Source organism: Onishia taeanensis (genome assembly GCF_003268885.1).
Lineage (GTDB): Bacteria > Pseudomonadota > Gammaproteobacteria > Pseudomonadales > Halomonadaceae > Onishia > Onishia taeanensis_A.
Genome location: NZ_QLSX01000009.1, coordinates 72,135 through 87,178, shown reverse-complemented (window position 1 = coordinate 87,178; position 15,044 = coordinate 72,135). Strand labels below are relative to the sequence as shown.

Sequence of the window (15,044 nt, the reverse complement as noted above, 5' to 3'; positions counted from 1 at the left end):
AGGAGGATGCGATGGCAATGACAGATAGCTTGCAGGCTGACAAAGCGCTGCTCGAAACCGCCCTTGCGCAGAAGGATCAGATCGCCCTCGAGGCCTTGCTTGGCAAGCGACGCTCCGCGGATGTGGCCGAGCTGCTCGAGACGTTCATCGACGATGACGATGACGAGGAGACGGCGCTTGCGCTGCTCGAGATGCTGTCGTTCGAGCGGAGCGGCAATGTCTTCAGCTATCTGCAGGATGAGACCCAGCAGCGGCTCGCCGCTGGCATGGCCGACAAGCGATTGGTCAAGCTGCTCGAGGAGATGGGGTCGGACGAGCGCGCCGATTTTTTCAATCTGGTCGGCGAGGATCGCCGCGAGGCCCTGCTGCGGCGAATGGCGCGTCACGAACGCGAGGAAGTCCTGCTGCTGGCGAGCTACGAGAAAGGTACCGCCGGGGCGCTGATGACGGCCGACTATGTGGCCATCCCCGCTGGGTTGAGTGTTTCCCAAGCGATGATGCGGGTCCGCCAGACGGCGCCGGATGCCGAGACCGTTTACCAGATCTATGTTCTCGATGACGACGGCCGGCTCACCGGCACCCTGTCGCTGCGTCAGCTGATGGTGGCGCGCCCCGGCGCAGCGGTGGCCGATCTGATGATTCGCGACGTTATCCACACCCGGGTGGACGCCGAGCAGGAAGACGTGGCCAAGCTGGTGGCCCGCTACGATCTGTTGGCGGTCCCGGTAGTCGATGATACCGACCGGCTGGTGGGCATCGTCACCCACGATGATGCCCTGGACGTCGTCGAGGCCGAGGCCACTGAAGATATCCACAAGGGGATGTCGATCGGTCAGCTCGAGACCGGCGTCAGCCGAGTGCCGCTGCTGAAGCTGTATCGCAAGCGCATCGTCTGGCTGGTGCTGCTGGTGTTCGGCAACCTCTTCTCGGGGGCCGGCATCGCCTTCTTCGAGGACACCATCGCCGCCCAGGTGGCGCTGGTGTTCTTCCTACCGCTGCTGATCGGCAGCGGCGGCAATGCCGGCGCCCAGGCCGCCACCTTGACGGTACGTGGCATGGCCACCGGCGATGTCGGCGTGCGCGACTGGGGCAAGCTGATGGGCCGCGAGCTACTGGTGGCCGGGGCCCTGGGGCTGACCATGGCACTGGCCGTGGCGCCGATTGGCGTGATGCGCGGCGGCGAAGCGGTGGCCCTGGTGGTGGCGATCAGCATGATTACCATCGTGCTGTTCGGCAGCCTGCTCGGCATGTGTCTGCCTTTCCTGCTCGACCGCCTCGGCTGGGACCCGGCGACGGCGTCGGCGCCGCTAGTGACCACGGTAATCGATGCCTGCGGGGTGGTAATCTACTTCGGCATCGCCAGTCATCTGCTGGGGCTTGGCTAGCTATTTCAGATCAACCGCTCGGCTCGACGACTGAGGTTAGGCAACTGAGCTGGGCGGCGTGGTTAGACACTCCGACTCGACGGTTCGGTCAAACGGGCCGGCCAGCTCGAGGTTTAGGGGCAAGACAAGGTTCAGGAAAATGAGCCGAGCCGGGGGCGAGGACAAGACAAAGCCTGACGTGTATCCTCAAGCCCCACTTAGCTCAGGCGCAAGGGGCGTCTGGCGGGCTAACCCAATCAACGAAAGTGAACAGCATGGATTGGCTACAGGTCATCGTTCTGGCCCTGGTGCAGGGCATCTCTGAATTCTTGCCGGTCTCGAGTTCGGCTCATCTGGTACTGGTCCCGGCCCTCACCGACTGGCCCGATCAGGGGCTGGCCTTCGACGTGGCGCTGCACGTCGGCAGCCTATCGGCGGTGGTAGTGTATTTCCGTCGCGATCTGATCAAGATGATAACCAGTTGGTGCGGCTCGCTTGCCGGACGCGGCCAGGATGAGAACTCGCGGCTCGCCTGGTGGGTGATCCTTGCCACCATCCCGGTCGGCCTAGCGGGTCTTGCCTTCAAGGACCTGGTCGAGGCCAGCTTGCGCTCGGCCCTGGTGATCGGGGCGAGTCTGGCCTTCTTCGGACTGGTGCTGGGCTGGGCCGATCTTCGCCATCGCGGGAATCGCAACGAGTTTGACCTGACCTGGAAGGGAGCTCTGCTGATCGGCCTCGCCCAGGCGCTGGCGCTGATTCCGGGCACCTCGCGTTCGGGCATCACCATGACCGCGGCCCTGATGCTGGGGCTGAGTCGCGAGGCCTCGGCGCGCTTCTCCTTCCTGCTGTCGATTCCTGTGATCGTGCTGGCCGGCGGTCTCAAGACCCTCGATCTGCTCGAGTCTCCCGTGCCCGTGGATTGGGCGGCGCTGGCCGGTGGCACCCTGCTGTCGGGCATCAGCGCCTATCTGTGCATCCATTATTTTCTGGCATTCATTCATCGTATCGGCATGCAGCCCTTCGTGATCTATCGCGTGATCTTCGGGCTGTGGCTGGTTTGGTTCCTCTGGTAGGACAGCGATCATGACTCGACGCCTTTCCCTGTTCGCGCTTGCCGCGCTGCTGCTCATTGTGTCGTTGAGCGGTTGTAGCGAGCCCCTCCGCGAGGCCCCAATTACGCTCAAGGGCCAGATATTCGGTACTTACTATCAGGTGATTGTGGCCAAGCCGATGAGACGCGACGAAGTCGCCGACATCGAAGCCGGGATTCTCGATGAGCTCGAGGCCGTCGATGCCTCGATGTCGACTTATCGCGAGGATTCGGAGCTTTCCACCTTCAATCGCTCGCCGGTCGGCGAGTGGCAGAGCCTCTCGCCCGAGCTCATGCAGGTGCTCAAGATCAGTCGGCAGGTCTCCAAGGCAAGCGGTGGCGCCTTCGATATCACCGTGGGGGGCCTGGTGAACCTGTGGAGCTTCGGTCCTGAAGCGCGCCCCGAGAAGATACCACCTGAGGGTCAGCTCCAAGAGCGCCTGGCCCAGATCGGTCCCGACAAGGTCGAACTGGATACCGAGGCTGGTCGGGCTCGGCGCTTGAGCGATGTTTATGTTGATCTCTCGGGGGTGGCCAAGGGCTACGGCGTCGATCAGGTCGGCGACTATCTTGAAGCGCAGGGGATCGAAAACTTCCTGGTCGACATCGGCGGCGAACTGGTACTGCGCGGTCATCGAGACGATGACCGCGATCCCTGGCGGGTCGGGGTTGAGGTGCCGGACGAGCGCCGCCGGGTAGCGCAGTATGTGCTCGCCCTGACCGACATGTCGGTGGCCACTTCGGGTGACTATCGCAACTATTTTGAAGAAGACGGCAAGCGCTACTCTCATACCATCGATCCGCGCACCGGGCGCCCGGTCGAGCATGCGCTGGCGTCGGTGACGGTACTGGGGGAGACCACCGCCAACGCCGATGCCTGGGCGACCGCGCTTAGCGTGCTTGGCCCCCGGGCGTCCCTTGAGGCGGCGCGCCGCGAAGGCCTTGCAGTGCTGACCCTCGAGCGCGATGGCGAGGGCTGGATCAGTCGGGTCAGCCCGGCGTTCGCTGAGCGGGTCGGCGATGCCACGCTCGACAAGCTAGGTATTCCACGGCCGGGTCAGGACCCGGCGCAAGACTCGGACCAAGACAACGAGGGGACATGATGACACTCGACGTGGTGATTCTCGCCGCTGGCCAGGGAACGCGCATGCGCTCTCGTAAGCCCAAGGTCCTGCACACCCTGGCGGGCAAGCCGATGGTGCGTCATGTGATCGATACGGCGGCTGGCCTCGGCGCCGACAAACTGCATGTGGTGATCGGTCACGGCGGTGATGACATGCGCCAGTCACTTGGGGATGCCGGCGTGCATTTCGCCGTGCAGGAAGAGCAGCTAGGCACTGGCCACGCTGTCGCCCAGACCCTCGATCAGCTCGGCCATGACAAGGTCCTGGTGCTCTACGGTGATGTGCCGCTGATTCGCCGTGAAACCCTCAGCGAGCTGCTGGCCCGGGTCGACGAGGATCATATGGGGCTGCTCAGCGTGACCCTAGAGGAGCCCAACGGTTATGGCCGCATTCTGCGCGATGCAGACGGCCAGGTGGTCGCCATCGTCGAGCACAAGGATGCCAGCGAAGCGGAGCGCGCGGTCAAGGAATGCAATACCGGCATCATGGCCATGACCGCGGCCCAACTGAAACGTTGGCTGCCGCAGCTATCCGCCGACAACCAGCAGGGCGAGTATTATCTGACCGACGTGATCGCCATGGCCGCCGCCGAAGGCGTGGGGATCGTCACCGCCCAGCCGGCCACGCCGGTCGAGGTGGAGGGGGTCAACAACCGCCTGCAGCTGGCGCGTCTGGAGCGTGCTTTCCAACAGAGCGTTGCCGAGCGGCTGATGGCCGAAGGCGTCGCCCTGGCCGACCCGTCGCGGCTCGACGTGCGTGGTACGCTGACCTGCGGTCGTGACGTCGAGATCGACGTCGGCTGCGTCTTCGAAGGCGACGTGGAACTTGGCGAGGGGGTGCGCATCGGTCCCTATTGTGTGATCCGCGACAGTCGCCTCGGCGCCGAGACGGTGGTCGAAGCCCACAGCGTGATCGATCAGGCGGTGGCCGCCGGCCACAACCAGATCGGCCCCTTCGCCCGGCTGCGCCCCGGCACCCAGCTCGCCATCAAGGCCAAGGTCGGCAACTTCGTCGAGACCAAGAACGCCCGGGTCGGCGAAGGCAGCAAGATCAATCACCTGAGCTATGTCGGCGATGCGCGGCTGGGTCAGGGCGTGAACGTTGGCGCCGGCACCATCACCTGCAATTACGATGGCGTTAACAAGCATCGCACCGAGGTCGGCGATGGCGCCTTCATCGGCTCCAATTCCGCCCTGGTCGCACCGGTCAGCATCGGCGCGGGTGCTACCGTCGGTGCCGGCTCGACCATCAGCAAGGACGTCGCTGACAACGCCCTGGCGGTGTCCCGGGCGCGTCAGATCAGCAAGGCCGACTGGCCGCGCCCGACCAAGAGCGCCAAGGACTGAAATAGCCTCAAGGACTGACGGCGCATCAGCTAAAGTGAATTTATCCGACCCGGGGCGCGAGACGCTAAAACGGTGCCCGCCCGGGGTCGACTCGACGGCTCGACATGACGGTCCGGCCGTCGGTAAGCATGAGAGGAGAACGGCATGTGTGGAATCGTCGCAGCGGTCGCCGAGCGTAACGTACAGGGCATCCTGCTCGAAGGCCTGAAGCGCCTCGAGTACCGGGGCTATGACTCGGCCGGGATGGCCGTACTGACGGCCGGGGGGCGCCTCGAACGCCAGCGCGCCGCTGGCAAGGTGGCGGCACTCGAAGCCTGCCTCGATGCCTCACCGCTGGTCGGCAGCGTGGGCATCGCCCATACCCGCTGGGCGACTCACGGCAAGCCCAGCGAGCACAATGCCCATCCGCACCAGTCCGGCGACAGCTTGGCGGTCGTTCATAACGGCATTATCGAGAACTTCGAGGTGCTCAAGGCCGAGCTCGAAGCGCAGGGCTACGCTTTTACCTCGCAGACCGACACCGAAGTCATTGCCCACTTGGTCGGCCGGGAGTTCACCCTCGGTCAGGATCTGCTGGCATCGGTGCAGCGCGTGCTGGAGACGTTGGACGGCGCCTATGCGCTGGGGGTGGTTCACCGCGGCGAGCCCGGTACCCTGGTCGGCGCCCGCAAGGGCAGCCCGCTGGTGGTCGGCGTGGGCATCGAGGAGGCCTTCCTGGCCTCTGATCCGCTGGCGTTGCTGCAGGTCACCGACCGCTTCATCTATCTGCAGGAGGGCGATGTGGTCCGCCTGCGCCGCGGCGGTAGCATCGAGATATTTGATGCCGCCGGGCAGCCCGTCGAGCGCCCGATCCAGGTCTTCGAGCACGGCGATGGTGCTGCTAGCAAGGGCGAGTATCGCCACTTCATGCTCAAGGAAATCTACGAGCAGCCTCAGGTGATTGCGGCAACTCTCGAGGGTCGTCTGGGCGAGCGCAGCGCACTGATCGAGAGCTTCGGCAACGGCGCCGAGGCGCTGCTGTCGAAGGTCAAGCAGGTGCACATCGTCGCCTGCGGCACCAGCTATCACGCGGGTCTGGTGGCGCGCTACTGGCTCGAGCAGTACGCCGGCATGCCCACTCAGGTCGAGGTGGCGTCGGAATTTCGCTATCGCCGGGTGGTGGTGCCCGAGGGCAGCCTGTTCGTGACCCTGTCACAGTCCGGCGAGACCGCCGACACCCTGGCCGCGCTGCGTTTCGCCCGTGAGCTCAGCTATTTGGGAAGCCTTGCGATCTGCAACGTGCCCGGCAGCTCCTTGGTGCGGGAATCTGACCTGACGCTGATGACCCAGGCAGGCCCCGAGATCGGCGTGGCCTCGACCAAGGCCTTCACGACCCAGCTTGCCGCCCTGATGCTGCTGACGCTGGGTCTTGGCAAGGTGAATGGCATGGACGAGGCTCGCCAGGCCGAGATCGTAACGGCTCTGCGCGGCCTGCCCACCTTGATGGGCCGCGTGCTTGGGCTCGACGGCGAGATCGAGGCGTTATCCACGGCCTTCGCCGAGAAGCATCACGCGCTCTTCCTGGGCCGTGGCGCCCACTTCCCGATCGCCTTGGAAGGCGCGCTTAAGCTCAAGGAAATCTCCTATATCCACGCCGAAGCCTATCCCGCCGGGGAGCTCAAGCACGGCCCGCTGGCGCTGGTCGACAGCGAGATGCCGGTGATTTCGGTGGCCCCCAACGACGCCCTGCTCGACAAGCTCAAGTCGAACCTGCAGGAAGTGCGTGCTCGGGGCGGTGAGCTCTATGTGTTCGCCGATGAGAGTGTGGGCCTCGAGGAAGCCGAGGGCCTGCATGTGCTTCGCCTGCCGCACATCGACGAGGCTCTGGCGCCGATCCTCTACACACTGCCGCTGCAGCTGCTGTCCTATCACGTGGCGGTGCTCAAGGGCACCGACGTCGATCAGCCGCGCAATCTCGCCAAGTCGGTGACCGTCGAGTGACGGTATCCGACCCGATCTAGGGCCGGCCTCAATGATCAAGTGCAGCTCGGATCTTTGTGCCTAAAGCCAGGACGAGTTCGATGGGGTTGCTGATTCACTAATGACACCCCCGCGCAGACACTGGACGGACACGGCCAAGGCCAAGGCCCTTGCAAGTTTTCGTGACCATCCTATTGTTGCAGCGTTTGTTCCTGTCTTGCCTGTACCCCCCCCCCGCCCCCAAAAAATGAGTCAAGGCCCCATATGATAGAAAAGCAACAGTTCATTGTTATTGGCTTGGGCATTTTTGGCACCACCATTGCGCGCGAGCTGACCCAGCTGGGACACGATGTGCTTGGCATTGATAGTGACGAGCAATGCGTTGATCGGCTGGCGGACGATATCACACACGCTGTCATTGCCGACGTGACGGACGAGAACACGCTCGTAGAGCTCAATGCCGGACATTATGACGTGGCTGTGGTGGCCATCGGGCGAAATGTGGAAGCCACCATGCTGGCAACGCTTCAACTCAAGGAGCTTGGCGTAAAAAAAATATGGGCAAAGGCGCTGACAGTTGCACATCATCGCATCTTGGAGCGTCTCGGCGCTAACCGCATCATTGCCCCGGAACATGAGATGGGCGTTCGAATTTCCCAAGAGCTCAACTACCCTATGGTCCATGACTACCTGGGGCTCAATGATGATTACTTTGTTGTCGAGTTCCAGACCACGCAAGACCTGATCGGAAAAACTGTTGGTGAGATTGTGGCGGGCGTCAACGTCAATGCGCTTGTGGTGAAGCGAGATCAAAGTATTCATGCACCGCCGGATAAGAGCTGGAAAGTGCTTGAAGGCGACCGCCTGGTGCTTGGCGGGTGGCTGGAAGAACTGAGAAAGCTAGTCAAAAACCTATGATCGACATAAGGATTGACAAGATTTCTCGTCCGGAAAGGGGGAGGGGGCGAAATCGGAAGCGCAGCATCAACCCGCCACGCCTGCTGCTTCATGCATTCATCGTACTGATTGGGATGGGCACATGCTTGCTGAAACTGCCCATCGCTACGGTCGCGCCCATTAGCTGGATGGAGGCAGCTTTCACGGCAACCTCCGCGGTAACTGTGACGGGGTTGGTTGTCGTTGACACTGGCAGCCAGTTCACCACCTTTGGACAGCTGGTCATACTCTCCTTGATTCAGCTTGGGGGCCTGGGACTGATGACATTTGCTGTGCTTACGGCACTGGCGCTCGGTTTCAAGTTGAGACTCAAGCACCAACTCGTGGCGCAGGAGGCCTTCAATGAAGTCTCCCTCAAAACCGCCAGGCGAGCGGGAAGATCCATTGCTTCCTTTGCGCTTGTCACTGAGGCCATCGGCATCCTGTTACTTGCCACGTTCATGGTGCCCGAAATGGGTTGGCAGGAAGGCCTTTACCAAGCACTCTTTTACACGATTTCTGCCTTCAACAATGCGGGGTTTGCTCTTTCCTCAGACAGCTTATCCACTTATGTCAGCCACCCAGGCATCAGCCTCTCGGTCACGGCACTGTTTATCACCGGAGGCCTAGGCTATATCGTCATCATGGAGGTGCTGGAGAAAAGACGCTGGACCCAGCTTTCGGTCTACGTAAAGGTCATCCTCATTACTACACTGGTGCTCAACGCTGTTGCTGTCGCGGCCCTCCTGGTTCTGGAGTTCAATAACCCCAATACGCTTGGTGCGCTGGATGGACTTGGCAACAAGTTGTTGGCCGCTTGGTTTCAGGGAGTCACACCCAGAACGGCCGGGTTCAATACACTAGATATTGGTGCTTTGACGGCTGGTACATCTGTATTGATGCTGCTTCTCATGTTCATTGGCGGCGCCCCCAATTCAACCGCTAGCGGAATAAAGATCTCGACATTCTTCATCCTGATCACCGCTACGCGCTCCTTCCTCAAGGGGAGCCTGAGCACTAACTTCTTCGGACGGTCTCTGAGCCGGGAGGCACTGTTAAAAGCGTTGGCGACCACGACCATCGGAATGGCCACGATTTTTATGGCCGTGTGGATGCTGACGATTCTGGTAGATGACGACTTCATGGACATTGCTTTCGAAGTGGTGTCTGCGTTCGGAACCGTCGGCTTATCTCGTGGCACAACCAGTGAGCTCGAGACTGCTGGGCAGCTGGTGATAATGGCCGTCATGCTGATTGGTCGCCTGGGTCCCCTCACGCTTGGCTATACACTGACCGTGCGACGCAAATCGCATGTGCGATATGCGACAACCGGGTTCCCCGTTGGTTGAACGTGACACGCGACTACTCCATGGGGGGCGCACAGCATCACAAAGCCCCTACAAGGCTTTCCTGTGATCGTACAAAGGGCGAAACCACGCCAGGGCTCATGGGCGTGGCTTTATAAAATTTTTAGGTTTTGCACTCAGATCCAAAAGCCAAGCTGTGATTCCATGGCACATTACGAGATGCCTCGTGATGGCGGCATCATAAATGAGTTGAGGTGTTCTTAATGCGCACAAGCGGGATCAAGGAGCAGTGGCTCAAGTGGGCACCGATCCTGAAGGTACTTTCCGTACTTTGGCTGGTGTTGGCTATCTTTATGGCGGTGCCCTGGATGGTCCTGATCATTGAGGAAGAGCCCGATGCGTGGGCCTTCGGCTTGTCCATCGGTATCGTGCTGGCTTTGGTGGCTATCAGCTTTATAGCCACCCTTCGCGTCGAGATTGCCCTTAAGCCCTGGCAAATGTTTCTTGTCACTACGCTCAGTTGGGTGAGTATCGGTATACTTTCCAGCCTACCACTGGTGCTGGGGGCGCCTCAGCTATCCTTCACCAATGCCGTGTTCGAGTCCGTGTCTGCGATCACAACGACCGGCTCGACGATTCTCGAGGGCATCGAGAACCTGTCCGACGGTCTCAAGCTGTGGCGGGGCATCATGCAGTGGTTGGGCGGTGTTGGGATCATCGTCATGGGCATCGCCATTCTGCCCTTCCTGAAGGTCGGGGGCATGCGGCTATTCCATACCGAATCCTCCGACTGGTCGGAGAAGGTCATGCCCCGCACCGGCGGCATCGCCAAGGCCACGCTGTCGATCTACATCGGATTCACCTCACTGGCCATGTTGTCCTACTGGCTGGGAGGCATGGCACCGCTGGATGCGATCGTACATGCCATGACCTCACTGGCAACCGGTGGCTTCGCCAATTCCGATGCCTCATTCGGAGCCTATGCAGAACAACCTCAGCTGCTGTGGCTGGGCTCCCTGTTCATGTTGATGGGCGCCCTGCCCTTTGTGCTCTATATACGCGTGTTGCGTGGGGCACGGATGTCGCTGTGGCAGGACCAGCAGGTGCAGGGGTTGCTGATCCTGCTGGCAACGGTATGCCTGTTGCTGACCCTGTGGCGCATGTGGCTGGGCACCCCTCCCTTCGAGGCACTCACTCATGTGGTCTTCAACGTGATCTCCGTGGTCACCACCTGCGGCTATGCGTCGGATGACTACACGCTGTGGGGCCCGGCGGCGACGGTGGCCTTCTTTTATCTCACTTTTGTCGGGGGCTGCAGTGGCTCAACCTCCGGAGGCATGAAAATCTTCCGCTTCCAAGTCTCGATGCTGCTACTGGTCAGTCAACTGCGCTTTCTCAACCACTCAAGCGGCGTGTTTGTCTCACGCTACAATGGCCAGAAGCTGACCGATGAGGTCACGCGGGGGGTAGTGGCATTCTCGTTTTTCTTCTTCCTGACAATCGCCGGGCTGGCACTCGGGCTATCCCTAATGGGGCTGGACATCCTCACGGCGCTCTCGGGCGCCGCTACGGCGGTGGCCAATGTGGGGCCGGGACTCGGCGACATCATTGGCCCGTCAGGTAACTTCGCCTCTCTCCCGGATGCCGCCAAGTGGCTACTAAGCATCGGCATGCTAATGGGGCGCCTGGAGATCCTCACCGTACTGGTGCTGTTGACGCCGATGTTTTGGCGTCAATGACAGCCAAGGATGTTCTATAGCCCGGCTTTGTCCGGGCTTAATGAGATGGTCAGCCTGACCTCGAAGCCCAGCAGGCTATGCTTGCTGGGCTTCTTCCTTTCGAGAACTACGCCACGACCACTCCCGCCATCATCGGAATCGCCTTGGGCAAGCGAACCTTTCATCTGCATGCCCAGACCCGTCACTGACCATACATTTTTACGAATTTTTTACGGTTATCTGGCAATTTCCACATGGAAGTTTTATGCGACTTCTATCTAGTCTGGAAGTGCACTTAAACGGAGGCACGCCATGAATATCTTCATGTTGTTAATTGCACTAGTGGCGGGAGGATACCTGATGGTTGCCCTACTGTGGCCAGAGCACTTCTAGGAGAATGTCATGTATGACTTGATGATTACGTATGCCTTGGTCATTGGGCTAGCCTTGCCATTGGGGATTCATATCGCACGTTCTCTTGAAGGGAATAGCTCGTTTCTTGACCGGGTTTTTAGCCCCATCGAGGCGGCAATATATCGCCTTTCAGGAGTCAATCCCGAGGTTTCCCTGACATGGCAAGCTTACGCGATAGCCGCGCTGAAACTTCATGCCGGGCTGATTGTGCTGACTTGGCTTGTTTTCATGTTCCAAGGTTACCTGCCACTCAACCCAGATGGGATTGCCGGAATGCGCTGGGATACCGCGCTGCATACGGCAGTTTCATTTGCCACGAATACTAACCAGCAGCACTATTCCGGGCAGGCAGAGCTTTCACATCTTAGCCAAACATTCGCTATCGTGACGTTGCAGTTCCTGACCCCTGCAACCGGCATGGCCGTACTGGCAGCCGTCGTGCGTACCCTCTCTCTTGGCCAAGCAGCGGAAAGAAGGTGAGCCAGGCGTAGGAAACTTCTACCGCGATTTGACGCGAAGCGTGATACGAGTGCTGCTGCCGTTAGCAGCAATTGTCGCTCTATTGCTTACCTGGCAGGGGGTGCCAGCGACTTACCAAGCCGCACATGAAATCACACCGCTTGATGCTCAGGTGGAAGAGACACAGCGTATTCCGCTTGGACCCGTTTCGGCCATGGTGGCGATCAAGCAACTGGGGACTAATGGTGGCGGCTGGTATGGACCCAATTCCAGCGTACCGTTGGAGAATCCCACCCCTCTTTCCAATATTATCGAAACCGTTGCGCTCATGCTGATACCTGTTGCACTGCTGGTGGCTGTCGCGGTGATGACCGGCCGGCGTCGACTGATGGTTGGTATTGGGGGTGTGATGCTCGCGTTCTCATTGATCTCGACTGGTTTGGTGGTGGCATCGGAACGAGTGCCCAACGCGGCTTTCGCCGAGCTCGCCGCACCAGCTGGCAACATGGAAGGCAAGGAGGTTCGCTTCGGCACTGACATGTCAGCCTTATGGGGAAGCTGGACGACACAAACCTCCAATGGCTCTGTCAATGCAATGCACGACAGCTTCAACCCGCTGGGCGGCACGGTGCTGATCATGGACATGCTGGTCAACGTCACCTTTGGCGGCGTCGGCGTCGGACTGATCGGCTTTCTGCTCTATCTGATGCTGGCGGCCTTCATTGGCTCGCTGATGGTAGGGCGAGCGCCGGAGCTATTCGGTCGACCGCTGGAGACTCGGGAAATCCGTTGGGTCAGCCTGGCCATTCTTGCCCAGCCGCTGCTCATCCTTGGCTTGAGCGCACTAGCGGTTGCCATACCTGGCTTGAATGGCACGTCCAATCCCGGCCATCACGGGCTTGGCCAGGTCATCTACGAATATACCTCTGCCTTTGCCAATAACGGCTCGGGTTTCGAGGGGCTCGGTGATGCCTCGTTCTGGTGGAACTTGACTTGTGTTATCGCGCTGCTGATCGGTCGCTTCCTGCCCATGCTGGTTCCTCTTGCTGTAGCAGGCTGGCTGTCTGTCAAGCGTAGCGCCCCGGCTGGTCGTGGAACATTGGCTCTGGACAGCGGTGCTTTCATGGCGCTGACCGCAGGGGTCATCGTCATCATCAACCTGTTGGGCTTCCTGCCTGCAATGGTGCTGGGGCCAATCGCCGAAGCACTGAGCCAGGCTCAGTGAGGAGATACGTCATGGCAATATCAACGCAACACGACTCACAGCAGCCCCCAGAGCATGGGCCGAGTGGAGGTGGGCGGCGTGCTGCTCGTCAGCCGATTCAATGGGCATCGGTTGCCAAAGGTGCATTTGCTCGCCTCGCTCCGAGGAGCTTAGCGCGCAACCCTGTAATGGCTATGGTAGGCATCGGGACGGTCGTGTGCGCCTTCCTCAGCGTGGAGGCGCTGGTAAGTGGCAAGGGGGCCGGGTTCGCCATCGCTATCACGTTAATGCTCCTGGCGACTCTGTTGTTTGCCACGGCCTCGGAAACCCTGGCCGAATCCCGGGGCAAGGCGCACGCTGGCAGCCTGCGTGAAACCCGGGGGCAGTTGAAGGCGCGTAAGCTCGACAAGGATGGCGAAGAGGCGCTGGTGGCTGCCGATACGCTGCGGCGTGGCGACCGGGTGATCGTCGAGGCCGGCGAGCTAATACCCGCCGATGGGGAAATCGTCGAAGGGGCTGCATCGATCAATGAGTCCGCCGTAACCGGCGAATCCGCTCCGGTTCTGAGAGAGGCGGGCACCGATAACAGTGGCGTAAGCGCCGGTACCAAACTGCTGTCGGATAGACTGGTCATTGAAGTGAGTAGCGATCCGGGTGAGTCGCTGCTTGATCGCATGATCGCGCTGGTGGAGAGTGCCAGTCGTCAGAAGACGCCGAGTGAACTGGCGTTGTCGGTGCTGCTGGCGATGCTGACCCTGGTGTTTCTGATCGTGGTGGTCACACTGGTACCCTTGGCGAACTTTGTGGGGGTCGAAACTTCCACCGTAATGCTGGTGGCCCTTCTGGTGTGCCTGATTCCCACCACCATCGGTGGGTTGCTTCCCGCCATCGGCATCGCCGGGATGGAGAGGTCGATGCGCGCCAACCTGGTCGCCAAGTCAGGCAAAGCGGTAGAAATTGCCGGCAGCATCGACACCCTGCTGCTGGACAAGACCGGTACCATTACCCTGGGTGATCGTCGAGCCACCGAGTTTGCTCCATGTCAGGGCATCCAGCGGGATTCTCTCCGCGACGTGGCCTTCCTGACGTCCCTGGATGATCCGACCCCTGAGGGACGTTCTGTGTTGAGCCTGGCTCGCGATCTAGAGGTCGATGAGGGCCTCACCGAAAAGACTGAGGGTGCGACCTTTGAGTCTTTCTCGGCGTCGACACGCCTCTCAGGAGTGGACCTAATTGACGGACGCCGGTTGCGCAAGGGGGCGCCCAACGCCATTGCCCAGTGGGTCGAGGAACAGGGTGGGCAAGTCCCGAAAGATTACACCCAACTGGTAACACGGATCTCACGCAATGGCGCCACGCCGCTGGCTGTGGCCGCTAACGACCAGTTGCTGGGCATGATCGCGCTTTCTGACGTGATCAAGCCAGGCATTGCCGAGCGTTTTGCCCAATTGCGCGAGATGGGCGTCAAGACGGTGATGATCACCGGTGACAACCCCATTACGGCTGGCGCCATTGCCGCGGAAGCGGGCGTTGATGATTACGTGGCCGAGGCTACTCCTGAGCGGAAACTGGAAATTATTCGCCAGGAGCAGGCCAGTGGGCGGCTGGTCGCAATGATGGGGGATGGCACGAACGATGCCCCGGCGCTGGCACAGGCCGACCTCGGGCTCGCCATGAATTCGGGCACCCAGGCAGCCCGTGAGGCCGCCAACATGGTGGACCTTGACTCCGATCCCGGCAAACTGCTCGAGGCGTTGGAGATCGGCAAGCAATTGCTGATAACTCGTGGAGCACTGACCACTTTCTCGCTGGCCAACGACGTGGCCAAGTATTTCGTGATTCTTCCCGCACTGTTCGCGGCAAGTCTACCGGCGCTGGACTCGCTCGACATCCTGAGCTTGAACTCGCCGACCACGGCGGTTCTTGCCGCGGTGCTGTTCAACGCCTTGATCATTCCCGCCTTGATCCCCTTTGCGCTTAGAGGAGTAAGAGTCAAGGCCGGTTCAGCCACGACTCTATTGAGACGCAATCTGCTGATCTATGGGCTGGGTGGCTTGCTTCTGCCGTTTCCAGTTATCAAGTTGTTCGACCTGCTGATGAGCGTGATGATCTAGGAGGATGAG

11 protein-coding genes are annotated in these 15,044 nt (G+C 60.6%); all 11 read left to right on the top strand.

From position 1 onward, the window contains the following. Positions 1-11: 11 nt before the first annotated feature. Positions 12-1,385 (top strand): magnesium transporter, encoded by a 1,374-nt coding sequence (mgtE, locus tag BCL93_RS12730; RefSeq protein ID WP_112055641.1) that lies wholly within the window; start codon positions 12-14, stop codon positions 1,383-1,385. A gap of 254 nt (positions 1,386-1,639) precedes the next feature. Then, a complete protein-coding gene (locus tag BCL93_RS12725; protein ID WP_112055640.1) occupies positions 1,640-2,437 on the top strand; it encodes an undecaprenyl-diphosphate phosphatase in 798 nt (265 codons plus the stop codon). Between the two features lie 10 nt (positions 2,438-2,447). Continuing rightward, positions 2,448-3,557 carry an FAD:protein FMN transferase gene (locus tag BCL93_RS12720; RefSeq protein ID WP_112055639.1) on the top strand — a complete coding sequence of 370 codons (1,110 nt, stop codon included), beginning with the start codon at positions 2,448-2,450 and terminating at the stop codon, positions 3,555-3,557. Then, positions 3,554-4,924, top strand: coding sequence for a bifunctional UDP-N-acetylglucosamine diphosphorylase/glucosamine-1-phosphate N-acetyltransferase GlmU (gene glmU / locus BCL93_RS12715; protein ID WP_181463095.1), 1,371 nt, complete (start codon positions 3,554-3,556; stop codon positions 4,922-4,924). Before BCL93_RS12720 ends, glmU begins: the two co-directional genes overlap by 4 nt. Positions 4,925-5,068: 144 nt before the next feature. Beyond that, a complete protein-coding gene (gene glmS, locus BCL93_RS12710; RefSeq protein WP_112055638.1) occupies positions 5,069-6,904 on the top strand; it encodes a glutamine--fructose-6-phosphate transaminase (isomerizing) in 1,836 nt (611 codons plus the stop codon). A gap of 243 nt (positions 6,905-7,147) precedes the next feature. Beyond that, complete coding sequence (locus BCL93_RS12705; protein WP_112055637.1) at positions 7,148-7,801, top strand: potassium channel family protein; 654 nt, start codon at positions 7,148-7,150, stop codon at positions 7,799-7,801. Positions 7,802-7,926: 125 nt separating this feature from the next. Next, positions 7,927-9,168: a TrkH family potassium uptake protein gene (locus BCL93_RS12700; RefSeq protein ID WP_258396518.1), complete on the top strand. Its 1,242-nt coding sequence runs from the start codon at positions 7,927-7,929 to the stop codon at positions 9,166-9,168. A 221-nt stretch (positions 9,169-9,389) separates the two neighbouring features. Continuing rightward, positions 9,390-10,865, top strand: a complete 1,476-nt coding sequence (gene trkI, locus BCL93_RS12695) for a Trk system potassium transporter TrkI (RefSeq protein WP_112055635.1) — start codon at positions 9,390-9,392, stop codon at positions 10,863-10,865. 381 nt (positions 10,866-11,246) lie between these two features. Further along, the gene (locus tag BCL93_RS17515) at positions 11,247-11,738 is read left to right on the top strand and encodes a potassium-transporting ATPase subunit KdpA (protein ID WP_258396517.1); all 492 of its coding nucleotides are present in this window, start codon (positions 11,247-11,249) and stop codon (positions 11,736-11,738) included. Beyond that, a complete protein-coding gene (gene kdpA / locus BCL93_RS12690; protein ID WP_258396516.1) occupies positions 11,713-12,942 on the top strand; it encodes a potassium-transporting ATPase subunit KdpA in 1,230 nt (409 codons plus the stop codon). The genes BCL93_RS17515 and kdpA overlap by 26 nt, the downstream gene beginning before the upstream one ends. 11 nt (positions 12,943-12,953) lie before the next feature. Next, complete coding sequence (gene kdpB, locus BCL93_RS12685) at positions 12,954-15,035, top strand: potassium-transporting ATPase subunit KdpB (RefSeq protein ID WP_112055634.1); 2,082 nt, start codon at positions 12,954-12,956, stop codon at positions 15,033-15,035. The last annotated feature ends 9 nt before the right edge of the window (positions 15,036-15,044 follow it).

Coding starts and splice junctions, on each gene's coding strand:
- mgtE (WP_112055641.1), top strand. CDS start 12: ATGGCAATGACAGATAGCTTGCAGGCTGACAAAGCGCTGCTCGAAACC.
- glmU (WP_181463095.1), top strand. CDS start 3,554: ATGATGACACTCGACGTGGTGATTCTCGCCGCTGGCCAGGGAACGCGC.
- BCL93_RS12725 (WP_112055640.1), top strand. CDS start 1,640: ATGGATTGGCTACAGGTCATCGTTCTGGCCCTGGTGCAGGGCATCTCT.
- BCL93_RS12705 (WP_112055637.1), top strand. CDS start 7,148: ATGATAGAAAAGCAACAGTTCATTGTTATTGGCTTGGGCATTTTTGGC.
- glmS (WP_112055638.1), top strand. CDS start 5,069: ATGTGTGGAATCGTCGCAGCGGTCGCCGAGCGTAACGTACAGGGCATC.
- trkI (WP_112055635.1), top strand. CDS start 9,390: ATGCGCACAAGCGGGATCAAGGAGCAGTGGCTCAAGTGGGCACCGATC.
- BCL93_RS12720 (WP_112055639.1), top strand. CDS start 2,448: ATGACTCGACGCCTTTCCCTGTTCGCGCTTGCCGCGCTGCTGCTCATT.
- BCL93_RS17515 (WP_258396517.1), top strand. CDS start 11,247: ATGTATGACTTGATGATTACGTATGCCTTGGTCATTGGGCTAGCCTTG.
- kdpB (WP_112055634.1), top strand. CDS start 12,954: ATGGCAATATCAACGCAACACGACTCACAGCAGCCCCCAGAGCATGGG.